Annotated in this window: 25 protein-coding genes; 15 read left to right on the top strand and 10 right to left on the bottom strand. The window is 67.6% G+C overall.

All coding sequences use genetic code 11. The features are described from left to right. Positions 1-71: 71 nt before the first annotated feature. A complete protein-coding gene (locus tag ACZ1H8_RS14045) occupies positions 72-1,193 on the top strand; it encodes a TIGR03032 family protein (RefSeq protein ID WP_465177796.1) in 1,122 nt (373 codons plus the stop codon). A gap of 39 nt (positions 1,194-1,232) precedes the next feature. Here the strand turns inward: ACZ1H8_RS14045 and ACZ1H8_RS14040 are convergent, their stop codons facing one another. After that, complete coding sequence (locus ACZ1H8_RS14040; protein ID WP_465177795.1) at positions 1,233-3,044, bottom strand: hypothetical protein; 1,812 nt, start codon at positions 3,042-3,044, stop codon at positions 1,233-1,235. A gap of 34 nt (positions 3,045-3,078) precedes the next feature. Continuing rightward, positions 3,079-4,368 (bottom strand): patatin-like phospholipase family protein, encoded by a 1,290-nt coding sequence (locus ACZ1H8_RS14035; RefSeq protein WP_465177794.1) that lies wholly within the window; start codon positions 4,366-4,368, stop codon positions 3,079-3,081. A 118-nt stretch (positions 4,369-4,486) separates the two neighbouring features. Here ACZ1H8_RS14035 and ACZ1H8_RS14030 point away from each other — a divergent pair, with 118 nt between their 5' ends. From ACZ1H8_RS14030 to ACZ1H8_RS14005, 6 genes are all read left to right on the top strand, one after another. Then, positions 4,487-6,211 (top strand): hypothetical protein, encoded by a 1,725-nt coding sequence (locus ACZ1H8_RS14030; RefSeq protein ID WP_465177793.1) that lies wholly within the window; start codon positions 4,487-4,489, stop codon positions 6,209-6,211. Between the two features lie 113 nt (positions 6,212-6,324). Then, positions 6,325-7,266 carry a hypothetical protein gene (locus ACZ1H8_RS14025; RefSeq protein WP_465177792.1) on the top strand — a complete coding sequence of 314 codons (942 nt, stop codon included), beginning with the start codon at positions 6,325-6,327 and terminating at the stop codon, positions 7,264-7,266. A gap of 21 nt (positions 7,267-7,287) precedes the next feature. Then, positions 7,288-8,172, top strand: coding sequence for an SH3 domain-containing protein (locus ACZ1H8_RS14020; RefSeq protein ID WP_465177791.1), 885 nt, complete (start codon positions 7,288-7,290; stop codon positions 8,170-8,172). Between the two features lie 17 nt (positions 8,173-8,189). Continuing rightward, positions 8,190-8,429: a hypothetical protein gene (locus ACZ1H8_RS14015; protein ID WP_465177790.1), complete on the top strand. Its 240-nt coding sequence runs from the start codon at positions 8,190-8,192 to the stop codon at positions 8,427-8,429. A gap of 158 nt (positions 8,430-8,587) precedes the next feature. Continuing rightward, positions 8,588-9,070, top strand: a complete 483-nt coding sequence (locus ACZ1H8_RS14010) for a hypothetical protein (RefSeq protein ID WP_465177789.1) — start codon at positions 8,588-8,590, stop codon at positions 9,068-9,070. A 75-nt stretch (positions 9,071-9,145) separates the two neighbouring features. Further along, entirely contained in the window at positions 9,146-9,877 is a 732-nt protein-coding gene (locus tag ACZ1H8_RS14005; protein ID WP_465177788.1) for a hypothetical protein, read from the top strand. A 54-nt stretch (positions 9,878-9,931) separates the two neighbouring features. On the opposite strand, the gene ACZ1H8_RS14000 is transcribed toward ACZ1H8_RS14005, so the two are convergent. Beyond that, positions 9,932-10,339 carry a PRC-barrel domain containing protein gene (locus tag ACZ1H8_RS14000; RefSeq protein ID WP_465177787.1) on the bottom strand — a complete coding sequence of 136 codons (408 nt, stop codon included), beginning with the start codon at positions 10,337-10,339 and terminating at the stop codon, positions 9,932-9,934. A 94-nt stretch (positions 10,340-10,433) separates the two neighbouring features. Then, complete coding sequence (gene ggt, locus ACZ1H8_RS13995) at positions 10,434-12,155, bottom strand: gamma-glutamyltransferase (RefSeq protein WP_465177786.1); 1,722 nt, start codon at positions 12,153-12,155, stop codon at positions 10,434-10,436. A gap of 300 nt (positions 12,156-12,455) precedes the next feature. Between ggt and ACZ1H8_RS13990 the strand changes: the two genes are divergently transcribed. Together ACZ1H8_RS13990 and catB are read left to right on the top strand one after the other, a co-directional pair. Then, entirely contained in the window at positions 12,456-12,878 is a 423-nt protein-coding gene (locus ACZ1H8_RS13990) for a Dabb family protein (protein ID WP_465177785.1), read from the top strand. Between the two features lie 261 nt (positions 12,879-13,139). After that, entirely contained in the window at positions 13,140-13,790 is a 651-nt protein-coding gene (gene catB, locus ACZ1H8_RS13985; RefSeq protein WP_465177784.1) for a type B chloramphenicol O-acetyltransferase, read from the top strand. 12 nt (positions 13,791-13,802) lie between these two features. Here the strand turns inward: catB and ACZ1H8_RS13980 are convergent, their stop codons facing one another. Then, entirely contained in the window at positions 13,803-14,870 is a 1,068-nt protein-coding gene (locus tag ACZ1H8_RS13980; protein WP_465177783.1) for a TonB family protein, read from the bottom strand. A gap of 197 nt (positions 14,871-15,067) precedes the next feature. Then, on the bottom strand, positions 15,068-15,700 hold the full coding sequence (locus ACZ1H8_RS13975; RefSeq protein WP_465177782.1) for a hypothetical protein: 633 nt from the start codon (positions 15,698-15,700) through the stop codon (positions 15,068-15,070). A gap of 168 nt (positions 15,701-15,868) precedes the next feature. On the opposite strand from ACZ1H8_RS13975, the gene ACZ1H8_RS13970 reads away from it, so the two are divergent. The 4 genes from ACZ1H8_RS13970 to ACZ1H8_RS13955 all read left to right on the top strand — a co-directional run bounded on the left by ACZ1H8_RS13970 (position 15,869) and on the right by ACZ1H8_RS13955 (position 17,992). Then, positions 15,869-16,387: an N-acetyltransferase family protein gene (locus ACZ1H8_RS13970; RefSeq protein WP_465177781.1), complete on the top strand. Its 519-nt coding sequence runs from the start codon at positions 15,869-15,871 to the stop codon at positions 16,385-16,387. Between the two features lie 213 nt (positions 16,388-16,600). Beyond that, entirely contained in the window at positions 16,601-16,735 is a 135-nt protein-coding gene (locus ACZ1H8_RS13965; protein ID WP_465177780.1) for a hypothetical protein, read from the top strand. An 18-nt stretch (positions 16,736-16,753) separates the two neighbouring features. Next, entirely contained in the window at positions 16,754-17,215 is a 462-nt protein-coding gene (locus ACZ1H8_RS13960; protein ID WP_465181398.1) for a TonB family protein, read from the top strand. A 45-nt stretch (positions 17,216-17,260) separates the two neighbouring features. Beyond that, positions 17,261-17,992: an alpha/beta hydrolase gene (locus ACZ1H8_RS13955; protein ID WP_465177778.1), complete on the top strand. Its 732-nt coding sequence runs from the start codon at positions 17,261-17,263 to the stop codon at positions 17,990-17,992. 27 nt (positions 17,993-18,019) lie between these two features. Here the strand turns inward: ACZ1H8_RS13955 and ACZ1H8_RS13950 are convergent, their stop codons facing one another. Next, complete coding sequence (locus ACZ1H8_RS13950; protein ID WP_465177777.1) at positions 18,020-18,187, bottom strand: excalibur calcium-binding domain-containing protein; 168 nt, start codon at positions 18,185-18,187, stop codon at positions 18,020-18,022. Positions 18,188-18,587: 400 nt separating this feature from the next. Between ACZ1H8_RS13950 and ACZ1H8_RS13945 the strand changes: the two genes are divergently transcribed. Further along, the gene (locus ACZ1H8_RS13945; RefSeq protein WP_465177776.1) at positions 18,588-19,520 is read left to right on the top strand and encodes a hypothetical protein; all 933 of its coding nucleotides are present in this window, start codon (positions 18,588-18,590) and stop codon (positions 19,518-19,520) included. 132 nt (positions 19,521-19,652) lie between these two features. Further along, on the top strand, positions 19,653-20,660 hold the full coding sequence (locus tag ACZ1H8_RS13940) for a zinc-dependent alcohol dehydrogenase family protein (protein ID WP_465177774.1): 1,008 nt from the start codon (positions 19,653-19,655) through the stop codon (positions 20,658-20,660). A 127-nt stretch (positions 20,661-20,787) separates the two neighbouring features. Here ACZ1H8_RS13940 and ACZ1H8_RS13935 read toward each other — a convergent pair whose 3' ends face one another. From ACZ1H8_RS13935 to ACZ1H8_RS13925, 3 genes are read right to left on the bottom strand one after another with little or no spacing between them, the layout of a single operon-like run. After that, positions 20,788-21,843: an OmpA family protein gene (locus ACZ1H8_RS13935; protein ID WP_465177773.1), complete on the bottom strand. Its 1,056-nt coding sequence runs from the start codon at positions 21,841-21,843 to the stop codon at positions 20,788-20,790. A 19-nt stretch (positions 21,844-21,862) separates the two neighbouring features. Further along, positions 21,863-22,390, bottom strand: coding sequence for a hypothetical protein (locus ACZ1H8_RS13930; RefSeq protein ID WP_465177772.1), 528 nt, complete (start codon positions 22,388-22,390; stop codon positions 21,863-21,865). Positions 22,391-22,393: 3 nt separating this feature from the next. Further along, positions 22,394-23,014 carry a hypothetical protein gene (locus ACZ1H8_RS13925; RefSeq protein WP_465177771.1) on the bottom strand — a complete coding sequence of 207 codons (621 nt, stop codon included), beginning with the start codon at positions 23,012-23,014 and terminating at the stop codon, positions 22,394-22,396. Between the last annotated feature and the right edge of the window lie 56 nt (positions 23,015-23,070).

Raw genomic sequence — 23,070 nt, 5'->3', positions numbered from 1 at the left:
AACAACAGGGCTCGCGGCAACCACCGCGGGCCCTTTTGCTACCTGCAGCCACGATGGAAGTGGAACACGATATGACCACGGCACCCACGCCGGATCCGGCAGCCCCGAACGCTGCCGCCGACGCGCCGACGGCCGCCGCCGCCCGGCAGCCCGCGACCAACCTGACTGTCTCGCGCGGCTTTGCCGACTGGCTGCGCGCCAATCGCCTCAGCCTCGCTTTCACCTCCTACCAGACCGGCCAGCTGTTCCTGGTGGGCGTGATGCCCAACGGCACCGTGTCGTTCAATCAACAGAATTTCTCCCGCGCGATGGGCGTCTCGTACAAGCCCGGCCGGCTGTATCTCGGCGCGCTGCACCAGATCTGGCGGCTGGAAAACATGCTGCGCCCCGGCCAGGTGGGCAACCGCAACTTCGACATGGTGCTGGTGCCGCGCAACGCGCAGACGACCGGCGATGTCGACGTGCACGAGGTCGGCACCGACGAGGCCGGCCGCGTCATCTTCGTGAACACCAAATATAGCTGCCTGGCGACGCTTGACCTGAACGACAGCTTCCGTCCGATCTGGAAGCCGCCCTTCATCTCGAAACTGGCGCCCGAGGATCGCTGCCATCTGAACGGCATGGCGATGGACAAGGGCAAGCCGCGCTACGTCACCGCGGTCAGCCGCAGCGATATCCTGACCGGCTGGCGCGAACGCCGGCACGAGGGCGGCGTGCTGATCGATGTCGAGACCGACCGGATGGTCACCGACCAGCTGTCGATGCCGCACAGTCCGCGGGTCTTTGGCGATCATGTCCTGGCGCTCGATTCCGGGCGCGGCCAGATCATTCGCATCGACCCGGCGACCGGCGACCGGACCGACATCGCCTTCTGCCCCGGCTTCCTGCGCGGCATGTCGATCCATAACGGCCATGCGCTGGTCACGGTGTCGAAGCCGCGCAACGGCACCTTCGCCGGCCTGGCATTGGACGAGGCGATGCGCGCGCGAGATGCGGAGCCGTGGTGCGGCGTGCTGGTCGTCAACCTCGCCTCGGGCGATATCGTCGAGTGGATCAAGCTGGACGGCTTCATCACCGAATTGTTCGACGTCGCGGCGATGCCCGGTGTGGTCTGCCCGATGTCCATCGGTCCCGACACGCTCGAGATCCGCTCGACGATCAGTTTTAACCCTGAAATCGTCCCCTTGAACTAATGCTGCGCTCCGCGGCCATGCCGCGGAGCGTTTTCTTGTTCAACGGCGGGACTTTGGCAGGTCGAGCAGCCCGAGCGCCACGACATGATCGTTCCAGAACAACGCGCGCGACGCTTCGGGTAGCAACGCGTCGCGGGTCTCGCGCCATCGGCGGATCAGCGATTCCGGATCGGCGGGATGCCCGAAATCGGCCTGCACCTTGGCCTTGTCGAGATTGCCAAGTTTCGCCCAATGCATCGAACAGGGGATACGCGCGCGCTCCAGCGCCGCGCGAACCGCCTCGGCGCCCTTTTCCACCGTCGTCGATAGTGCGCGAAGGGCCGCAAGCAACTCGCCCGCCTGCGGCTCCGACGGATCGATCCCCGCCGCGGCGATCTCGCAGATCAGTCCCGACAGTCCGTCGATCTCGATCACCGCATTTTCCTCGAACCGGGTAAATGCCAGCGTCCCCGCCGCCCGCGAGACGAACCGCACCGAGAACACGAAGGAAGGTTCGAGATGCGAGACGGCGGTGCAGATCGCCGGGATTGCAGCGGACAGATCTTCGCGCGGGATCGCGAAGGAGGCGTTGTAGAGCGCACCCGGCTTGTCGCCTGTAATCTCGTCACCGTGCAGCGTGCCCCAGTCATAGCCCGGCCGCGCCGGATCCTCGGGATCGAACGGGTCCGAATTCGGCTCGAATTTCCCGAGCGCGCGATAATAGGCGAACGCGGAATGCTCATCCTGCAACAGTCTGCGCAGCACACGCTGCACCGCGTTGTCGGGATCGCCCCCCTCCGCGACCAGTGCCTCTCCCGAGGCGGACGCGCGGGTCGCCTCGCTGCGTGCCAGCCACTGGCCCAGCAGGCCGATCGCGTCCGCGGGCCGCACGATGTCCGCATCGCCCGGGGGAAGCAGCGCGCTCGCCGCGCGCGGCACGTACATCAGATGGGTTGCCTCGTCGTCGAACGGGGCATGGGGGTTGAGCGTGATCTCGTAAAAGACCGGCGACACTTGGCACTGCAGACGAACTGCCGCACGGTCGAACGCACCGTGCGCCAGCTCATCCAGCCAGGCCGCGTCCAGCTTCGCGCGCCGCCGCAGCAGCGCAAAGGTCTCGATCGGGACCATCTCGACCGCGACGCCATTGACGATCCCCATCGACCCCAGGTGAATCAGCGCATCCTCGAACCGATCGTCGTCGCGGATGACGCGCAGCGTGGCGTCCGGCACTTCCAGCCGTGCCGCACCCCGTGCGTTCAATACGGGACTGGACGCGCGTTCGATCCAGACGTGATCGGTGGCGCCGGTGATCAGGTGCATGCCGATCACCATGTTCTGGATCCCGCCATAGCCAAGCCGCGACCCATGACTGGCCGTGCCTGCCGACCCGGCGACGCTCGCGCCAAGATGAGTGCCGCTGGTCCTGATCGTGAGTCCCAGGGGCCTGCCCCAGTTCACCAGTTCGCGCAGCCGCGTACCCCCGCTGGTCAGCGCGATCCGGTCGGCCGGAACGGTGCAGGCCGGGTCGCGCTCCGCTTCCTCGAGGCCCGCGGTCCCTGTGAGCCCCTTGCAGGACAGTTGCGAATGGGGTGTCCCGATCAGCGGGCTGAAGCTCCAGGCGCACCCCGTCATTCCCGCCGGCGCGGGCATTCGCGGCCCTTCGGCGACGAGCATCGCCAAATGCCGCATCAATGGTGCCGCAGTCGCGGCGAAGCGCTCCAGCCCCGGCAGGCTGGCGACATCGGCCGCATCGACCTGACCCAGCCGGTCGATCGTCAGCGACGGGGTCGGATTGCCCGGGCTGCGGGTGCCCAGCGTCAGGTGATAGTTGGACCAGGCAACCGGTCCGTCATAGGCGATGGAAGGCATGCAGGACTCCTGTCAGAGAAAATGGCTTGGGAGATCAGCGGGAGCGAAAGCTGGTGTCGTCCAGCTCGATCCAGTCGAAGCTGCGCGCCTTTTCCCCACCCCAGGCGATCAGGCAGTGCATGAAGCGCGGATCGAACACCGCCTCTGGACGCGGCCCGCATCGGTCGGGATTGAGCGGTCCGTCGAATCCGTCGGCGGTCATCACCCGGATCGAACCCCTTGGATAGTTGAGGCGAAGCGCGGCGATCGACATCAGCTCGCTCTGGTTGACGATCGTCGAATAGCCGCGCAGCCCCACCCGGCCGATATCGGGTCGCGCATCGACCCTGGCCTCTCCCGTCGCCGGGTCGATCGCATCGCGAAAGACGATGGTCGGCCCGTTGCGGATCACATAAAGTTCGGGTGCCGATGCCCCGTTCGACGCCTTGTCGGCAAAGGCAAGGCGTTGCGCGACGCCCGCGTCGAACACCGAGCTGCGGACACCGCCGTCGAAATAGGTCTTTCCGTCGATCCGAACGGGCGTCAGCCGAACCGGGATCGAGCTCGACGCCAGCGTGACGCCTGCAACGCAGTCGGTCAGCGCCTCGATCCGGGCGGCACCCGGAGGTCCGTCGGCATAGACCGAACGCACCATGTCGCTGACCGCAACGACCTTCATGTCGCCGCTGCCCGCCTCGACCATGCCGATGAACAATGCCGGGCCGCCGGGCCGCGCCATCCGCTCGAAGGGAAGCGTCCCGCCCGAGCGATCGGTCAGATAGGCCATCAGCTTGGCGCGAAGCGGCCGGATGTCATATTGCGATCCCTTGCGCAGCAGGCCGAGCGTGGAATTGGCGCGGGCAAGCTCCGCCTCGTCGCCGATGCCATATTCGCGGACCATGCGGTCATAGTCGCCCGCCGCGACGAACAGCGCCTGCAGCGACCCCGTGCTGATCCCGGTGACTGCCGACCAGTCGCGAATGCCCTTTTCGCGCAGGAACCCGGCACCGAAGGCGCCCCAGCTTCCTCCGCCCGACAGCATCAGTGTCCGCCGGGGTCCGCCAGCCAGCCGCATCGGCCCGTCGCCAAGCGCCCGAACCAACGGATCGTCTGCCGTGACGCGCTCATAGGTCAGGCCCTGGCCCTCGATCAGCGCCTCGCCCTGATCATGGCCGGCATCGCGCTGCAGCTGTCTGAACAGCGGCGTCGGCTGATAGGTCGTCACATGCGGCGCCAGCATCGAGCCGCAGGTGAAGGTCATCGGTCGGGCGTCGAGATGGAGGCAGCCGCCCAGCCCCAGCGCCACCCCAGATGCGCACAGGGCGCGGACAATCCACATGGCCATGATCGTTCCTCGATCAGATTTCGCTGTCGCGCTTCCTGAGGTCGCCGCCGTCCGAAAAGCGTGAAAGTCCCCAGTTGCCCGGGGTCGATTTTCGAATAAGCTCGTCGTGGGGGAAGAGATGGAACGATACCGGCTCAATCTGGTCGGTCCGTTTGGCCTGTTCGCGCCTGATGGCCGGCGGATCGAAATCAGCAGTCAGAAGGGCATGGCGCTCTTCGCACTGGTCGTCGGCGCGCCGGGCGGCGTCCGGTCGCGGCGAAAACTGGAATCGATGCTGTGGGGCAGCCGGGGCCAGAAGCAGGCACAGGACAGCCTGCGTCGCGAGCTCTCCAATCTGCGCGCTTTGCTTGCCGCCAATGATGCCGGTCATCTGCTGATTACCGAGACGAAGCGCGTCGCGGTGGCGATCGACCGGATCGATGTCGACATCTTCGCGCTGGGCCTCGGACCGCCCGACCGGCGCACCCTGCGTACCGCCGATTTCCTCGAGGGGATCGACCTGCCCGACTGCGACGAATTCGAGGACTGGCTGCGCGACGAGCGAGAGCGGATCCGCGCGATGATCGAGCTGCACGTTCCCGAACCCGCCGCTGCCGCCAGCGCGAGCGAGGTTTTCGGCGGCACCGTCCCGCATGCCGAGGAGGCACTGGCCGAGGCCGCGCCCCGGCTGCCGCCCAAGCCGTCGCTTGCCGTCCTCCCGTTCCAGGTCGTCGGCGATGCCGGCAAGGCCTGGCTGGGCGCGGGCATAGCGGACGAGGTGAGCGTGTGCCTCAGCGCCTTTCCCCAGCTCTTCATCGTGTCGAGCAATGCCGCACGGCTGCTGGCCGAACAGGAGGTCGCCCGGCCCGAGATCGGACGGCGCCTTGGCGTGCGCTATCTGCTCGAGGGGTCGGTGCTGCGCGACGCCGACCAGTTGCGTGTCTCGGTCGCACTGATCGAAGCAGCGGGCGGCGAGCAGACTTGGGCAGGCTCTTTCATCGGCGAGGCCGATGGCAGCTTCACGCTCCAGAACCAGATCGCCGAGCGGATCGCGCCGCAAATCTGGTCGAAGGTGGATCATGCCGAGCGTCAGCGCGGCCTGCGGCGGATCGGGCCGGTTTCGGGCGACTATGAGCGCTACTGGCGCGCCAATGCCGTGTCGCGCAGCTGGGACCGCGAATCGATCGCGGAAGCGATCGCGCTCAGCATGGAGTTGGTCGAGTCCGACCCGACCTGTCCCTGGGCAACCTCGCTCGCCGCCTATTGCAACAGCATCGACTGGATGCTGCACCACAGCCCCGATCGCGAGGCGGTGCTCCGCCGCGCGATCCGCTATTATCAGGCGGCGATGCGCTACGGCCCCGACAATGTCGAGGCGCTGGGCTATTGCGCCGGCACGCTCGTCAACATCCGCGGCGACATGGACATGGCCGACCGGATCATCGCCAGCGCGCTGCACCTCCTCCCCTCGCATCAGCCGGCCCTGTTCTGGGGCGGCTGGGTCGATGTCGTGCGCGGCGAGCCGGCACGCGCCACCGAACGCTTCGAACTCGCGCTGCGGATCAATCCGGTCAGCGGCGTGCAGGGCCAGACGCTGACGGGCATCGGCTATGCCGCGCTCCAGCAGGGCGACCCGCACCGCGCGCTGCGCCTGCTGATCGAGGCCGACCGGGCGACGGCGGGCTTCCCGCCCACCCATCTCGGCTTGTGCGTTGCCGCGCAACTGGCCGGCCAGGACGCGCTGGCCACAAGTCTCGCGAGACCCCTCATCGACGGGGGTGGACGGCAGTTGATCGACATGCTGCGCCGCGAGCGGGACCAAATGTTATTCACCCGCGCGCTGGAGGCGGCGGCGAGCGACTGATCCGCCCATCGCCGCTCACCGACTTTTTTTCACGATTGCGCGACGCCGCCGTCACGCGAGGCAGGCGCCACGACACCTAATCGGGGGACCTCAGTTCACCGAAAGGACCCGTCATGGCCGAAGCCTGCCAAGCCGAAAGAGAAACGCTCCACTCCCTGGTCGAGGAGCTGGGCGGCGCCCTCTCCACCTCGATCAAGGCGATCAGCGACCGCTACCAGCCCGAATTCGATCGCATCAGCGATGATGCACCCGACGGCGGCGGCGTCGATGCGATGGTCAATCTCGAGATCGACGTCGACTGGGAGACGATCACCATCGCGCTCGACCTGCCCGAGGTGACGATGACGCTCCAGAGCTGGTCGCTCGACCTGCCCCAGGTGACGATGAAGGACAAGCGTATTGTCTTCCATACGCCCTCGGTGCGGATGGTGCGCAAGAAGATCGGACAGTATCCCCAGTTTCACGGCTTAAAGATCAAGTGGAAGAACATCTACGCCGACGTGCCCGAGACGTTCATGCAAAAGCACGAGATCGTCATGGGCATCCCGGAGGTCCGGATGGACCGGACCGAGATCAAGCTGGACGTGCCCGAATTCGCGATGCGCACCCAGCAGCTGAAGTTCGATGTGCCGCAGATCACGGTGAAGAGCATCAGCGTCGAGGCCGCCGAGCTGAAGGAGGATGCCGAGGACAAGGCAGCCGAGATGCAGTCCGAAATCGCTGCGACCAAGGAAACGCTGTTCGGCACCGCGCGCGAGCGGATCGCCGGATCGGCCAGCACCTATTTCACCTGCATGCGCACCCAGATCCAGATGAAGCGCGACGAGATCGCCGGCGCGTTCGAGCCTGGCATCGCCATGGCCCGCCAGGCGCTGAGCAAGCTCGAGGACGTCAAGGCCGGCGCCGAGGCCGAGGAGACGCGCGCGCGCCTCGCTGACCTGATCGCCAAGCGCGACGCGGCGACCGTTCAGTTCGATGCCGCGGTCCAGCGCATCGCAGACGAGGAAAAGACGATCGTCGAGGGCCTGCTGCGCAGCCTGCGCGGCGTCGCCTGAGCGTCATCCGGGAGAAGGATCATGCGCTACAAGGTCACTGCGCACGGACTATTCCTGCGCAAGGAGCCCCGTCAGGAGCCGGGCAACGAGCGGGCGGTGCTGCCCGAAGGCTGCGAGGTCGAGGTCCACGAACGCAGCGGCAAATGGTGCCGCGTCACCGGCAAACTCGATGGGGCATCGTTCGACGGCTGGGTGTCGGGCAAGTACCTAGCCCCGGCCGACACGGTGTCCTTCGCCACCGCGTCGCGCCTCGTCCCGGTCCATTGGCGGGAGGGCAATGCCGGCTCGACCCGCGCCGGTCCGGCTTCGGCCAGCCCGCTCGGCGAGGCAGGCATGCCGCGCAATGCGCCGCATGCCGTCGCCGCGCTCGACACGTTGATCGCCTGGCTTCAGGTCGAACAGAGCAAGCGTTATCGCCCCGGCGGCGGCAAGACCTATTGCAACATCTACGCCTATGACGTCGCCTATGCCTCGGGCGTCTATCTCCCGCGCGTGTGGTGGACCGACAAGGCCATCGCCGCGCTGGAGGCGGGCCAGAGCGTCGCTGCGCAATATGACGTGACGGTTCGCGAGATGAACGCGAACGCCATCCACAATTGGCTGATCGATTACGGCCCGCGTTTCGGCTGGAAGCGCAGCTTCTCGCTCACCGACCTTCAGGAGTGCGCCAATCGCGGGGGTATCGCGACGATCTGCGCGCGGCGCAAGGACCTCGCGCGGTCGGGCCATATCGTCATCATCGCGCCCGAGACGGCGTCGGTGAAGGCGCGACGCGATGCCGCCGGCCGGGTGACGATGCCGGTCCAGTCGCAGGCGGGCAGCGTCAATTTCTCGCGCGGCGTACCCGCATCGCCCTGGTGGTCCGATGCGCGGTTCAGCAGCTTCGTCCTCGCAACCAACGGCTGATATCGGGAGCGATTGTCATGGCAAGTTTCGCCACCAATTTGTCGAGGGCGCTTCAGGAACGCGCCACCGATCTCGCCGCGGCCGACGATCCCGCCAAGGTGCAGGAGATCGTCGCCGATGCCGAGCGGGAGGCGATAAGGCGCAGCGTCATTCCCAACACCTTCGTCTACAAGGCGACGGTCGTGGTGCTGGGGGGTCAGTGTCCTGGCGGTGATCGCCGCGCAGATGTGGATCGCGCTGGTCAAGACCCAGGGTGACATTCCCGACGGGCTGATCGCGATCGGATCGGCGGCAATCGGCGCGCTCGCCGGACTGCTTGCGCCGACCCCGTCGAAATAGCGGCGTATCGCGCGCGATTGGCCGCGACCCGCGCACGGTGTAGATCGTCCGGCGCCCTCCAGTGCCGGACGATCCCGTGACCGACCTGCCAGACGCCCCGCCCCGCCCTTCCCGCCGCCCGCGCGGCCGGCGGATCGCGCTCGCCGCGCTGCTGCTGGCGATCCTTGGTTTTGTGCTGATGCCGCAGGGCCGGCTTGCCTGTGCCGAACCCTATATCCCGCCCGAGCGCAGCCCCGATGGCGCATGGACGCTGACGCTGTGCCCCCGGCCGATGGTCTTCGCCATGCCCGGCGGGTCGAGCGACGCGCCAGGCTGGCTGGTGCTGCGCGATCGCCACGGCGCAATCCGCGGGGTCGCCGAACTCGAGATGCTCCAGCTCTACGGCGCGGCGGGGCCGGGCACCGAAACCGAGTGGGGCGCGAGCCGCGTGTCGCGCACCTTCGTCGTCGATCTGCCGCTGGTCGAGGCGTCGGGACCGGTAGACCGATGGCTGGTCGACCGGCTTTGGCGGCTGCGCGCGATGCTCGGCCTTACCCCCTCGAGCGACAGGCTGCGCTAGGCGCGCGACGGACCGCCGATGCAACCAAGCGAACCATGATAGGTTAAATGCGGTGCATAAAAGAGGGAGTACCGCATGATTTCCAGGACGCAGTCCACCGCGCTTTGCCTCGCGGTCGGGCTTTCGCTCGGCCTGTCCGCCTGCGGCGGCGGCGATGCCGGGTCCAACGCCGCGGCTGACAAGGGTGCCGCCACGCCGGCGGCCGGAGCCGCGGCAGGACCTGCCACGACGACCGAGACCGCCAGCGCCAATGTGCCGACCCTGGCCGAGGGCCCCGATGTCTGCTTCCGCGCCATCGCCAAGCATCTCGGCGCCGATACCAAGGTGTCCGAAATCTCGTCCTTCTTCAGCTCGGGCAGCGAGATCGACAGCAGCGACGACGAGCCCCAGGGCCAGATGACGCTCTGCACGGTGCAGTATCAGAACCCCAGCGATCCGCGGAAGCTGCTCGACACGACGCTCGACGTGAAGACGGGCACGTTCAGCGAGCCCCGGCCGGTCGAGATTTCGGTAATGGGCGGCGATGCGTCCAAGTTCAATCTCGAGGATCATCTGATCCCGCTGTCCCAGGTGAATGCCGCCGCCTTGAAGGGCGTGATGGACGGCGAGAAGCCGAAGCTGGACGGAGTCTATAGCCGCTATGCCTGGTCGGGCGTCCGCCTGTCCTCGCCCGACGCGTTCAGCAACAAGCACACGCTGCGCCTCGATGTGGAGGGCCGCCTGAAGTCCAACGACATCAAGGAAGACGGCTATGCCTCGGTCAGCACCGACGGCAAGACGATCACGACGAACCACCTGCTTCCGTAATCGGAAGATATGCGGATCACCGGGCGCCCGATGCGGCGCCCGGTGACACCGACCTTATTGAACCGGCAGCTTCGCCTCGGGCAGTGCCGCCAGCTGTTCCTTCGTCATCGTCGTCGACAGGTCGGTATCGGTCCCGCGGGTGACGACCGTCAGGCCGTTGATCGGCACCTGCACATGCCGCTCGGGATTGCTGTCCTCGACCTCGACGACCAGCCCCTCGACCGCGCCCGACGGGCCGCGGACGAGGCTGTTAACGTCGCCGAGCTCGACATTGTTTGCGCCGACCAGATTGGCGTCGAGCAGCTGGGCCTCGCTCAGGCCCAGCGCGACCGGGGTCGGGCCGGCGGCGGCGGCGTTCGCCTCGGCCCTGTCTTCCATGCGGTCGGCGGCGGCCTCATTGGCATTCTCGCCGCAGCCGGCAACCAGCACGGCCGGTGCGAGCGCGATCAGGATCTTGTTCAATTCAGCTCTCCGAACAGGGGATGATCGGGATCAACCGGGGGCGCGCCCATCCGTTCCCCCAGGCGTACCGCTCACTCCCATCCGGCGTCCGACATTACTGCGTCAATGCAGTGCCTTCGCTGCGCGGATCGGCGGCGCCCTGCCAGCGGTCGCCGATGCGCTGGACGGCGTTGACCTTGGACCCCAGCGACGCCTCGCGCGCATTGTGTCCCTTGGCGCGAAGCCCCGCGACGATCGCCCCGGTCCGCGCCGAGCGCTCCATCAGCACGGTGTTCCCGTCGAAGAACAGATTGGGCAGCGCGATCGCCTCGTCGGCGGACAGGCCGAAGTCGAGCACGCCGATCAGCGTCTTGGTCACATGCATGATGATGCGCGGGCCGCCTGCCGAACCCAGCGCCAGGATCGGACGATCCTGTGCGTCATAGACGATCGTCGGCGACATCGACGACAGCGGCCGTTTGCCCGCCTGCACCCTGTTCGCGACCGGCAGCCCGTCGCGGACCGGCGCCAGACTGAAATCGGTCAGCTCGTTGTTCAGCATCATGCCGTTCGCCATCAACTGGCTGCCCCAGATGTCCTCGATCGTCGAGGTCATCGCGACGACATTGCCCTCGGCATCCACGGCGGAGAAATGCGTCGTCCCTTTCTCGGTCGACTTGCTCGGCGTTCCGCGGGGCGCGGCGCCCGGCGGGGTACCGTGACGGACGGACGGCAGCGCGCGATCCATCCGGATCAGCCGCGATCGCTGCGCGAGATAGGCGGGATCGATCAGTCCGGTCAGCGGCACCGCGACGAAATCGGGGTCGCCAATATAGTGGCCGCGATCGGCATAGGACAGGCGCATCGCCTCGGCGATCACATGCCAGGCATCGGGCGAGTCGGGTCCCAGTTTCGCGAGGTCGAACCGCTCGATCATGCCGAGGATGCCGAACACGGTCGTCGCCCCCGACGAGGGCGGGCCCATGCCGCAGATCTTGTAGACGCGATAGCGGGTGCACACCGCATTGCGCGGCGTCGCGGTATAGCCGGCAAGATCATCCGCGGTGATCGCCGCGGGGTTCAGCCGCGATCCGCCGGCGGCGGCGATGATCGCTTCGGCATTGTCGCCGCGGTAGAAGGCAGCCGGCCCCTCGGCGGCGATCCGCTTCAGCAGCGCGGCCAGCTTCGGATTGCGCACCGTCGCGCCGACCGTGAGCGGTGTGCCGCCGGGCGCGTAGAGCGCCTGGGTCTCGGGGAAATCGCGCCACCGCTCGGCGGATCCGGCAATGAACCGCGCCATCATCGGCGAGACGGTATAGCCCTGCTCGGCATGGCGGATCGCCGGTTCGAACAGCCGCGCCCAGGGCAGCTTGCCCCAGCGGCGATGCGCTTCCTCGGCCAAGCGGATATTGCCGGGAATGCCGACCGACAGTCCGCCGGGATAGGCGCGGTCATAGGGCAAGGGCTTGCCGTCCGCGCCCAGGAACCGGTCGGGGCCTGCCGCCGCCGGCGCCCGCTCGCGCCCGTCGATCGTGTCGATCAGCCCACGCCGCGCATCGTGATGGACGAAGAAGCCGCCCCCGCCGATCCCGCTCGACTGCGGCTCCACCACGGTCAGCGTCAGCATCATCGCCAGCGCGGCGTCGGCGGCGCTCCCGCCGGCGCGCAGCATCTCGACGCCAGCCTCAGACGCGCGCGGATCGGCAGCCGACACCACGCCCTGCGCCCGCGCCGCCTGCAGCCCCGCGATCGTCAGGATCAGCAGCAACAGCGTCGCCAGCGCCATGCGCACCCGCGCCATCCGCTCGCCCCGCACCGATGCGTTTCGCCCTGTCATGCCGCTGTCCTCCCTGCCCGTCCTGCGCCCTCCCACCGGCCTGCAGCGGGTAGGGTTCTGAATCGATCCATGGTCGGGCGCCGCGCCGCCAGCCAGCGGTAATGTTTCGCAGGCGTCAAACCTGCGGTTATAGCCTGGCCCACATTCGCTTCCGCTTGCAGCGAGGGTCGGAGCGGCGCCTGTCCAAACCGGGCTCGTTCTGCCGGACCGCGACCAACCACCCCCGACCCCAACGTCCTTGACCGACCCCGCCCCCGCCCCGCAAAGCTGCCGCCGATCGACAGCACCAGGAGACAAGCGATGGACGCCGACCGCAGGGGAATGATGAAGTCAGTGGTCGCAGCCGGGATCGCCGGCGGCGCGGCGCTCGCCGCCACCCAGGCCGCCGCAGCGCCCGCAACCCGGGCCGCCAACGCCAGGCTGATCCATCACGTCTTCTTCTGGCTCAACAATGCCGGCTCCGCCGCCGATCGCGCCGAACTGATCGCCGGCCTGCGCACGCTCAAGCAGATCGAGGTGATCCGCGACCTCCATATCGGCGTCCCGGCCTCGACCGAACAGCGCGACGTCGTCGACAACAGCTATGACGTGTCCGAACTGATGTTCTTCGACAGCACCGCCGACCAGAAGACCTATCAGGACCATCCGATCCATCAGGCGTTCGTCGCCAAATGCAGCCATTTGTGGCGCAAAGTCGTGGTGTACGACACGATGGCGGTGTGAGCGGCCTGGCAAGGCGGCCCGCCCCTTTCTCCGCGCCGAATGGCGGTAAATGGGAGGAGTGCCGAGCATCGGCACCCTGGGACTTGGCAGCGCGACGCGATTGCGCGATCCTGTCGCGATGAAGGCGGCGGACTGTACCACCATCACCGTGCTTCCGCGTCGATGACGCGGAAAGCCGGGCAGGCGACCTAGCGGATCGCCTGCCTCCGCTCATCCGGAAGCTCCGGGTGAAGGGTTGCCGCGTCTGCGGCCCGCGAACTCATGGTAGCCATCACGCACAATGTCTTCGAAAGCCCGTTCAAGGGCATCACGCTCGATCGGATCGTGACCAATCCCAACATTCAGGTCGGGCGCTACAGCTATTATTCCGGCTTTTATCACGGTCATGGTTTCGATGACTGTGCCCGGTTCCTGACCCGGGACGAAGGGGCCGACCGTCTTGTCATCGGCTCATTCTGCTCGATCGGCTCGGGAGCGGCCTTCATCATGGCCGGAAATCAGGGGCATCGTACCGACTGGATCAGCACCTTTCCCTTTTTCTGGATGCCCGACGTCCCCGCTTTTTCCGGCGCACGCGATGGGTTCCGGCCCGCGGGCGATACCGTCATCGGCAACGATGTATGGATCGGATCGGAGGCGATCATCATGCCGGGCGTCAGGATCGGGGACGGCGCCGTGATCGGCACACGCGCCTTGGTCTCGAAAGACGTCGAGCCCTATGCGATCGTCGGCGGCAATCCCGCCAGCGTCATTCGCAAGCGGTTTGACGAAGGCCAGATCGAGCGCCTGCTCGAACTGCGCTGGTGGGACTGGAGCGACGACGATCTGGCCGATGCCATGCCGATCCTCACCAGCGGGGACATCGACGCGCTTCATCGCCACTGGCGATCGGTCATCGCCACCGTGGTGTAACGGGTCTCCCGCCTACTCCGCCTCGGCCCCGTCCTCGGCACCGTCGCGTCCCGCTTGAGGCATGACGAAGCGCACCAGGTCCACACACCCGCTCCGCCCGGCAGCCGACGGCGCCTGGCGCGCGCCCATGACGATCTCGCGCGCCCGGTCGCCAAAGGCAGCAGCGGGCTCGGCAGCCAGGACGCGGACATTGCCCGTCTGGCCCCAGGGCGCGACGTCATAGCCGATGACCGCCCATCCCTCGACCCGGCGCGTGGCGAAGCCTCGCGGAAAGACGAGCCGCGGCATCGAGAGCCAGGCGGTATCCGCCGCCGGGCACCGCGCATCGGCCGGAGTCAGCGCGGCCTTGTCCGGCGTCGCGGGCGCGGGCAGCGGCACCTCGCTGGTGCGCCAATAGGGATAGGTGCAGCCCTGCCGTGCCTCGGGCGCGAAGCGCGATCGCCGGACGCTGTCGACCGAGGCGCGATCCAGTGCGGCATTGCCGTCCGATTCGACGATCCTGACCCCGGTCGGCCGGCCCTGGCGGTCGATATCGAACCCGACCATCGCATAGGCCCGGCCACCCGGCTCGATCGGAATCGTCTCGAATGCCGGCATGGCGCGCATCCGTACCTTCGGCGACCCGGCACCGAGACAGTCGCTATCGGCCGGGTGGGCGCGGCGGAAGAACGCTTCCTCACCCCAGCCCCTGGAATGCGGCGAGACCAGATAGCGTCGCACCAGCGCGACAGGCACCTCGTCGGCGGTGAAAGCGCGCGCGGCAACGGTCATGCTGCACCGGTCCCGCGCCTGTCCCGCGGCAAAGCGCGACGCTGCCAGCGCGGGCACCAGGTCGGAGCCGGTATAATAGAACCGCCCTCCGCCCGTCATGGGTGCCGGAGTGACGATCGCCGCCTGGCTGATGCCAAGTGCCCGTCCCTGAGCATCGATGCGGAAATGCAACCGCATCGGCGTCACGCTCCAGCCCGGTTGCCCCTCGACCCGCACGGGGAAGGGCTGCTCCAGCCGCACCGGCTGGACCGCGGCGGGGCCAACCCCGTCATCGCACCGCACGGCCCCGGGGACGAGTTCTATGAGCATCGGTTGCGGAGCGACCGGTGGCGCGGGCGGCACCGAGATCGGCGGAACCGGTTGCGCGCGGGCGACAGCCGACACGAGACTCAGCGCGAGCGCGCTACAGGCAGGTCTGATCATGCACCAAACCTGCCCTGCCTCGGCCACCCCGCGCAACCGGATCGCTCCGCTTTGGCGCAGTCTCCGCCGTGCGGATCAGGATGTCAGGACTGCGTCGCGGCTTCCGACAGCTTGTACATCGCCTCGCCCATATAGGCGCGCAGCGTCGCACGGCTGAACTGGAACGCCTTTCCCTCGGGAAGGCACTGTTCCAGCATCGGCTGCAGCGCCCGAACTGCATCATCCTCCTTCTTCGAATAGGGTGTTGCGGTCAGCAGCGCGTGCACCGACTGCGGCGACTGGCGCGAGACGCAGTCGCCCAGCGCGCGGCCCGGCCGGTAAGACGCCGGCAGCGTGGCCAGATCTTCGGCGAACTCGCCTGCAAGCTGCAGCGGCGGCACCGCGGCGAGACCCGCCGGCGGCCCCCGCTTGCCGAAGTCGCGCCGGTACAGCGCCGGGTAGAGCGCCTCGCGATATGCTTCGGGCTGGATTCGCATGACCAGCTTCGACCGCTGCCGTGCCGCCGCCGCGTTCAGGCAGCTCAGATCCGCGGCCTTCAGTCCATTATCGTAGAAATCGGCGCTTCCAGGCACCGTACGCAGAAAGGTCGTCACCGGTGCGCGATAGGCCTTTCGCGCGACGACGCAGTCCGAATAACCGGCCAGCGCAATCTCCGCGTCCCGGGTGGGCAGCGTCTGTGCCGATGCGGTCCCCCCGACCAGCATCGCGGCAATCACGCAACAGGCAGATAGACCGACTCGCATCACGGCAATCCTCCCCGAACCTCTGTGTCGAGTGATGCTATCAGCGCTCCCGGGAACCTGTCGAGCGTCTCGGCACTTGATCGGGATCAACGCGGCCCCGCTCCGATCGGGCCAGCATCGCAACCGTCACAGGAGGCAGCCATGACGACCCCCGACACCCGATTGCTGATCACCCGCGACGGCGTTCGCCTCAACGTCCGCCCGGCGCGCGGCGACGACGAGGCCCGGCTTGCCGACTTCTTCGCCCGGGTGACACCCGAGGATCTGCGCTTTCGCTTCCTGACCGGCATCGGTGAGGTGAGCCGCGACCGCCTTGCCGCGATGACCCGCACCGACGACGATCGTACGCTCAGCCTGATCGCGCTGGACGACGACGGTTCGATCCTCGCCGCCGCGATGCTGGCGGGCGACGACGCGGGCGAGACCGCGGAGGCGGCGATCGCGCTGCGCGGCGACATGAAGCAGCGCGGCATCGGCTGGACGCTGCTCGACCACCTCGTCACTCAGGCGCGCGACCGCGGCTATCGCACGCTGGAGGCGATCGAGGACCGCGAGAATCGCACCGCAATCACGATCGAGCATGAGATGGGCTTCGAGCGTCACCCGATCGACAATGATCCGACGCTGGTGCGGCTCAGCAAGACGCTCGGCAACGGGTAATCCCTGCCCGACAAAGACCATAGGATGCGCGGGTGACGTGGCTCTGCCGGTGGCGCTGTCCGCTTTTGGCCGCCGGCAACCGATTTCGATATCTCGCCAAAGACCATTACCCGAACATTTGCGTGAACTTGCAATCGCTCCCGCAACGGCGCAACTGTTCGTACCGGCAGTCGCGCTCGACTTTGTTCGGTTGATGGCTTGGGGGGACACAGGATGCTCGTTTCACTGGTTGCGCTTGTCCTCGCTCAGGCGGCGCCGGACTCCTTCTCGGCGGCAACGCCGACCAATCTCGGCAATTGGCTGGAGGTTGACGAGTATCCGACCCGCGCGGCCGGTCTCGACCAGTAGGGAGTCACCCAGGCCGATATTTTCGTCGGCCCCGACGGGAAACCGCAGGCCTGCTATGTCGCGGTCAGCAGCGGCGTCACGGATCTGGACGCGCAGGCATGCGGCGCGGCAATGAAGCGCGGGCGGTTCAAGCCGGCGACCGATGACGCGGGCAATCCGACGAACGGGGTTTACCGGTTTCGTGCCATCTGGGTGATGGTCGACCGGACCCGACCGAAGCTGCCGGCGGACGTCACGCTGTCGGTGTCGAAGCTTCCCGAAGGCGGCACCTCCGCCCGCGTGACTCTCAAATATCTGGTGGACGAGACCGGGCGGATCACCCGCTGCGCGGTCAGCGACAGCAGCGGCTCGCCCAAATTCGACCAACTGGCCTGTCGCGCGATGCCGGCACGATACAGTTTCGCACCGGCCCGCGACGCCGCGGGCAAGGCCTGGCCGGTCGTCCGGACGCAATCGGTCGGGTTCGAACTCGACCACTGAGGCTGGATCGGCGCCGCGGCACCACTCACCGGATTTGCGGTTGCCATGCCGCCTGCCATCCTCGACACCGCCCTCCACGCATTCGCGTCGACGGCGCCCGCCGGCGGCGCTCCGGTTGAAAGGTTCTGTGTGTCGCTCGACGGTCCCCGCCTCGCCCCTTTGTCCGGCTCCAGTCCGGACGCGCTCGTCATCCTGATCCATGGCTATGGCTCGAATGGCGACGACCTGATCTCGCTGGCGCGGATGATCCAGCCGGTCCTGCCCGGTGCAGCCTTCGTCGCGCCCAATGCCCCGTCGCAACTGCCGCGCATGGCCGCGGCCTATCAATGGTGGCCGATCGAGACCTTCTCGATGGCCGAGCGCGCCGCCGGCGCCGCCGCGGCCGCGCCGGTGCTCGACGCCTTCATCACGCACGAGATGGATAAGGCGGGACTGACCGCCGACCGCGTCCTGCTCGTCGGGTTCAGCCAGGGCACGATGATGGCGCTCCATGTCGGCCTGCGCCGCGCCGAGCCCGTCGCCGGGATCATCGGCATGTCCGGCATGCTGGTCGCGCCCGAAGCGCTCGAGTCCGAAATCAGGAGCCGCCCGCCGGTCCTGCTGATCCACGGCACCCAGGACAATGTCGTCCCCTTCCGCTCGATGGACCTGGCCGAGAAACAACTGACAGCTGCCGGCCTCGCGGTCGAAACCCATGCCTCGCCCGGCATCGGCCACAGCGTCGACCAGAGCGGCCTCGCCGCCGCCGCCGCATTCGCGATGCGCGTGCTGGCGTAGATAAATCCTCCAACCGGCTAACCCCGATCAACGCCCGCGATAGGGCTCGCAGGCAATGCCGTCAGCGTCGCGGTCGAGCCATTCGCGATATCCCGGCTCGCCGCGGTAGATCGGCGCGGTCCCTGCCGCGCGAGCGGAGTCGCAGTTGCGCCATTCATCTCCGGCTTGGGGCGCCCGCCGCCGAACCACCCCCATTTCGATCGCGATCGAGCGAGCGGCCTCCGATAACCGCTGACGCCCGGTTTCAGTCGTAGCCGCGCTGCCGACACCCAACGTCAACCCACCAAGGGCAGCACCAGCAATCCAACTAATCACGCGTTTGCGAGCACGCCTCGCATCATTGGGCCGATAGTGCCGACCACGCCGGATCGGTGCTGCCCGAACCGTCTTTCGAAGACCCATCACCTATCTGCCTGTCGCAACTATTCTCGGCCCACGCTACCGCAAGTGCGTTAAGATATTCCACGCGATCCCTGAGCACCGGACGCTCGCTCGTCCTGCCACTCCAGTCGATGCCAAGGGGGACCTCGACGCAAAAAAATGGCACCACGCGCGAAGGGTCTCAGCAGGCTCGAAATACGAAAGGGCAAAGGCCATGAAGTTGTGGATGTTGGGTGTCGGAACACTCACGATGTTCGCCACCCCGGCCGCCGCTGCGCCCTGGTGGTATGCCGGGCGCGACGACCATTCGGCGGTGTTCGTCGATATCGGCTCGATCGAGCGCGACGGCGGGATCATACGCTTTGCCGCTCGCCAGGTCATCCGCCGCCCAGGGGACCCGGTCGCGATGACGCTCGACTTCGTGCAGGTCGATTGCGCGCGGTCGCGCATCGGCTGGGTCGGCATCCAGCGGTTCGGCGACGACGATCAGGTGATCGACACCTCGACGCGCGCCGACGCCGAACTCGCGCCGCCAACCACCGCGATCGATCGCGCCCAGCTCGACTTCGTCTGCGCCGATGCGGCCGCACGCGAGCGCGCCGGCTTCTTCCCGCTGCGGATCGACGATGCGGCCTTTACCGATGCGCTGCTCGGCACGACCGGCAACGGCATTTCGCCGCGCATGCTCCATGACCGGATGGCGGCGTCGCCCGAGACGCCGGTGATCCGGTCGACCGCGCCGCCGCCCGCGACCTTCGGAACGGTGCAGACCGTCGCGGTTGGCCAGCCGATCGTGCCGCCGCGCGACTATTCCAAAGGCACCCAGATCCCCGACCCGGCCGACTATCCCGCGATCGAGGTTGGCCGCATCTACGACATCGCCTTTCAGGGGATAAAGGGCGGCGAGATCCAGTTCGAGATCCGCGGCTATTCGATCGACGACCTCGTCCATCCCGGCTCGGGCCAGACCGATACGCTGCCGGTTGGCCAGCGCAGCATCACCATCCGCGACCTGGCGATCACCATCCGCAAGGCAACCCCGGACCAGCTCACCTATTCGGTCGCGATCCAGAAGGCGCCGCCACCCGAGCCGCCCTGTATCGAGGGTTGCGCCGAGGTCGTGGAGAGCGCGGCCCCGACCCCCTGATCGCGCCGCGCGGACAGGCTCGCGCACATCACCGCCGCCGCATCTCCGGCCACCGTTTTCAGGCTTCCCACGCGGAGCCAATCACCCGCCGGCGCGTCCTGCGCGGACACGCCATTTGATGGAGCAGCGACGATGAAGGCGATCCAGTCCAACGGCAGCTTAGGGCTCGACGGCCTGCGAGCGATCGACCTGCCCGACCCCGGCCAACCCGGCCCCGGCGAAATCCGCGTCCGCCTCCACGCCACTTCGCTCAACTTTCACGATCTCGGCGTCGTCACCGGCCGGATGGGCGCCGCCGACGGCCGCATCCCGATGTCCGACGGCGCCGGCGTGGTCGAGGCGGTGGGCAGCGGCGTCACCGAATTCGCAGCCGGCGATGCCGTCGTGTCCACCTTCTTCCCCGACTGGCTGGGCGGCGATCCGGTGCTCGATGATTTCTCGCGCACGCCTGGTGACGGGATCGACGGCTATGCCCGTGAGGCTGTGATCGCCCCGGCAACCGCCTTCACCCATGCGCCGGCCGGCTACAGCCATGCCGAGGCGGCGACGCTGACGACCGCCGGGCTCACCGCGTGGCGGGCGCTGATCGTCCATGGCGGGCTCAAGGCTGGCGACACCGTGCTGATCCTCGGCACCGGCGGCGTGTCGATCTTCGCGCTTCAGCTGGCCCGGGCGATGGGCGCGCGGGTGATCGTCACCTCCTCCTCGGACGAGAAGCTCGAACGGGCTCGCGCACTCGGCGCCGAACACGGCATCAACTACCGCGAGGTCGAGAATTGGGGCGCCCGCGTGCGCGACCTGACCGACGGCCGCGGCGTCGATCATGTGGTCGAGGTCGGCGGCCCGGGAACGCTGGCCCAGTCGATCCAGGCCGCGCGCGTCGCCGGCCATATCGCCCTGATCGGCGTCCTGACCGGCGCCGCCGGCCCGGTGCCCACCGCCGCGCTGATGGCCCGTCATCAGCGGCTGCACGGCCTGATCGTCGGCAGCCGCCGCCACCAGCAGGACTTTGTCCGCGCACTCGACGCGACCGGCATCCGCCCGGTCATCGACCAAAGCTTCCCGCTCGATGCCCTGGGCGACGCCTTCCGGCTCCAGGCCTCGGGCGGGCATTTCGGCAAGCTGGTGGCCGAATGGTAGGCGGCTGAGGCGAAGATCGGCCACCGGCCCCACGCGGACCCGGTCATTCGAGCAGAGGCGCGCCCGTGACGCTGATCGACCCGTCGCGCGCAAACGCAATGTGCGGTCTCGGCATCGGAAACGGGTCTCAGCGCTTCACGAGTTCGACGCGCCGGTTCCTCGCTCGGCCCTCTTCCGAGCCATTGTCGGCGATCGGCTTGTCCTGGCCATAGCCCCTGGCGACCAGGCGATCGGCGGCGATGCCCTGCGCCCGCAACGCGGCGACCACCGCCGCCGCGCGGCCTTGCGACAGCGTCACATTATGGGCCGCCGTGCCTGCGGTGTCGGTATGCCCCTGCACCTCGAGCTTCAGCGAGGGGTCGGCCTGGAGCAGCTTGACGATCTCGGCAATGACCGGCTGCGCCTCGGGGCGGATCGCGGCCTTGTCGGTATCGAAGTTCAGATAGAGTGCGACGTGACCCGCACTGTCGAGCCCGCGTTTCAGCTCGTCGGCAGGCACCAGCCTCACCTTCACCTCCAGCGCCTTCTTCTCGACGATGGTCAGCCAGTAATTCTTCGAATTGTCTTCCCAAGGATGATAGACCTCGACCCAGATCTGGCTGGTCGGGGTGCGCAGCATGTACACGCCCATCTGGTCTTCTTCATAGACATAGTTCGCCCGGAACCTCTTGTCCTGGAACATCAGCCTATTGTCTTTCAGCGGCTTGCCCGACCCCTCGTACACGGTGACGCCGCCCAGATCGTGGACCAGCTTCTCATAGGTCTTCTGCACCTGGAAGAAGGACGCGCTGCTGCCCTTGCCGCCAGTGATGATGGTGCGGCCCTCGACCGGGATCAGCTTGTGCCCGTCGAAGAATTCCCAGCGATCATAGGGAACGTCCTCCAGGAACCGGGCGCCGTCCGACGTCGGCATGATCTCTGGCCGGAACTTCTCATACCCGTCCATGATCCCGAAATAGGGCCAGGCGCCAAGCTTCGCATCGACGACCGGCGCCGTGTCCGGGTCGAAGCCCGGCTGCACGGCGACCTCCGCAGTCGGCGCAGCACTGGGGGTCGCGGCGGGCGCCGCGACCGCCTCGGTCGCGGCAACGTTCGCCAGCGCCTTGGGATCGGACTCGGGCGACTGCGACGAGCAGGCGGCAAGCGCGAGCAGGCTCAGCGCGGCGATATGGCGACTGGTCATGTGGATACCCCCTGTGCGGTCACGAGATCATGCAGGTTTCGCCGGCGAACAGGCCGATCACCCGTGCGCCCGGCCTGGTGCCGTCGAGAAAGCCCGAGGGTCCGTCCTCCCGGGTGAACATGACACCCAGCGACCCGTCATCGACCTCGGCATCCGGATAGGCCTTCATCACCGCGGTGCGGGTCGACCCGATCGCGATGCCGGCGGGCGTCTTCAATCGCGGATCGGCCGGCGGGTCGATCGACCAGCCCGAGAATTTCCCCTTCAGGAACTGCAGCGTCAGCCCGCCCTTGTAGCTGACCAGCACCATCGGCACGCCCTGCCCGCAATCGGGCGAGGTCTGGCTGGAGGTCGGTTTTCCCAGCGCAGCACTCACTGCCGCAGTCGCCGCCGCGCGCGAGATGCCGAACCGCAGCAGCTGCTGCCGGCCGGCGACCGTCCGCCCCAGCCCGTCGCCCCTCAGCACCCAAGGGGCACTCGGCCCCGGCACGGGTGCCGCGGCGGTCAGCGTCATCGCCAGCGCCGTCCCAATCAGGATCGCCCGCATCGCTCAGGCTCCCAGCGCGCGGGCAAGGGCGATCGCCGCTGCCTTCTGATCGGGGGCCCCGACCTTGTACAAGGTCAGTGCGAGGTACCGCCTGTCTCCCATGAACACGTAGAGGCCATGCAATTCCGGGTTCCACAACGCCGCCTTGCCGAGGCCGGAGACCGCTTCGGCAGCTGTGCTGGTGGCCATCCCCATCTCGCCGCGCATGCTCTCGACCTGCTCGGCGATGCTCGGAGTACCGTGGGAAATGCCGGTCCCGACGATCAGCATGTTCATCCCGCCAAAATTGAACGCGCATTGCGAAAAGCGGTCACCATTGCCGGCGCTGCCGTCGCGCACTGCGCTCAGTTCCGCGCTGTGGATCGTGACGCCCAGGCTGCGTTCGATCGCCGCCCGGTCGATATGCGCGCAGGCGTCGAGGACCGCCTCGCTGACCCCTACCTCGGTCGCACCTCCTGGTTGCGCCGCGGTGCCGGCCGTGTTGCCGGAGGCGCCCCCACCACATGCCGTCAGCATCGCCGCCAGCCCGATCGCCGCCATGATGCGTGTCATCCGACCCTCCTCGTCCACGCGCCAGAGGCGCTCCTGCATCCCTGAACGAGAAGCCGTCACACGATCGGACATGGGGGTTGCAAAAAGCCGGTACGCCGCGCGCAGCCCGCGGCGGTCAGCGCCTGCCT

It is taken from the genome of Sphingomonas sp. BL-S-25, assembly GCF_055521555.1.
Note: the sequence above shows the minus strand (reverse complement) of the source record. Positions and strands in the feature narration are given on the sequence as shown.

Coding starts and splice junctions, on each gene's coding strand:
- ACZ1H8_RS14045 (WP_465177796.1), top strand. CDS start 72: ATGACCACGGCACCCACGCCGGATCCGGCAGCCCCGAACGCTGCCGCC.
- ACZ1H8_RS14040 (WP_465177795.1), bottom strand. CDS start 3,044: ATGCCTTCCATCGCCTATGACGGACCGGTTGCCTGGTCCAACTATCAC.
- ACZ1H8_RS14035 (WP_465177794.1), bottom strand. CDS start 4,368: ATGGCCATGTGGATTGTCCGCGCCCTGTGCGCATCTGGGGTGGCGCTG.
- ACZ1H8_RS14030 (WP_465177793.1), top strand. CDS start 4,487: ATGGAACGATACCGGCTCAATCTGGTCGGTCCGTTTGGCCTGTTCGCG.
- ACZ1H8_RS14025 (WP_465177792.1), top strand. CDS start 6,325: ATGGCCGAAGCCTGCCAAGCCGAAAGAGAAACGCTCCACTCCCTGGTC.
- ACZ1H8_RS14020 (WP_465177791.1), top strand. CDS start 7,288: ATGCGCTACAAGGTCACTGCGCACGGACTATTCCTGCGCAAGGAGCCC.
- ACZ1H8_RS14015 (WP_465177790.1), top strand. CDS start 8,190: ATGGCAAGTTTCGCCACCAATTTGTCGAGGGCGCTTCAGGAACGCGCC.
- ACZ1H8_RS14005 (WP_465177788.1), top strand. CDS start 9,146: ATGATTTCCAGGACGCAGTCCACCGCGCTTTGCCTCGCGGTCGGGCTT.
- ggt (WP_465177786.1), bottom strand. CDS start 12,155: ATGACAGGGCGAAACGCATCGGTGCGGGGCGAGCGGATGGCGCGGGTG.
- ACZ1H8_RS13990 (WP_465177785.1), top strand. CDS start 12,456: ATGGACGCCGACCGCAGGGGAATGATGAAGTCAGTGGTCGCAGCCGGG.
- catB (WP_465177784.1), top strand. CDS start 13,140: ATGGTAGCCATCACGCACAATGTCTTCGAAAGCCCGTTCAAGGGCATC.
- ACZ1H8_RS13980 (WP_465177783.1), bottom strand. CDS start 14,870: ATGCTCATAGAACTCGTCCCCGGGGCCGTGCGGTGCGATGACGGGGTT.
- ACZ1H8_RS13970 (WP_465177781.1), top strand. CDS start 15,869: ATGACGACCCCCGACACCCGATTGCTGATCACCCGCGACGGCGTTCGC.
- ACZ1H8_RS13965 (WP_465177780.1), top strand. CDS start 16,601: ATGCTCGTTTCACTGGTTGCGCTTGTCCTCGCTCAGGCGGCGCCGGAC.
- ACZ1H8_RS13955 (WP_465177778.1), top strand. CDS start 17,261: ATGCCGCCTGCCATCCTCGACACCGCCCTCCACGCATTCGCGTCGACG.
- ACZ1H8_RS13950 (WP_465177777.1), bottom strand. CDS start 18,187: ATGGGGGTGGTTCGGCGGCGGGCGCCCCAAGCCGGAGATGAATGGCGC.
- ACZ1H8_RS13945 (WP_465177776.1), top strand. CDS start 18,588: ATGAAGTTGTGGATGTTGGGTGTCGGAACACTCACGATGTTCGCCACC.
- ACZ1H8_RS13940 (WP_465177774.1), top strand. CDS start 19,653: ATGAAGGCGATCCAGTCCAACGGCAGCTTAGGGCTCGACGGCCTGCGA.
- ACZ1H8_RS13935 (WP_465177773.1), bottom strand. CDS start 21,843: ATGACCAGTCGCCATATCGCCGCGCTGAGCCTGCTCGCGCTTGCCGCC.
- ACZ1H8_RS13930 (WP_465177772.1), bottom strand. CDS start 22,390: ATGCGGGCGATCCTGATTGGGACGGCGCTGGCGATGACGCTGACCGCC.
- ACZ1H8_RS13925 (WP_465177771.1), bottom strand. CDS start 23,014: ATGTCCGATCGTGTGACGGCTTCTCGTTCAGGGATGCAGGAGCGCCTC.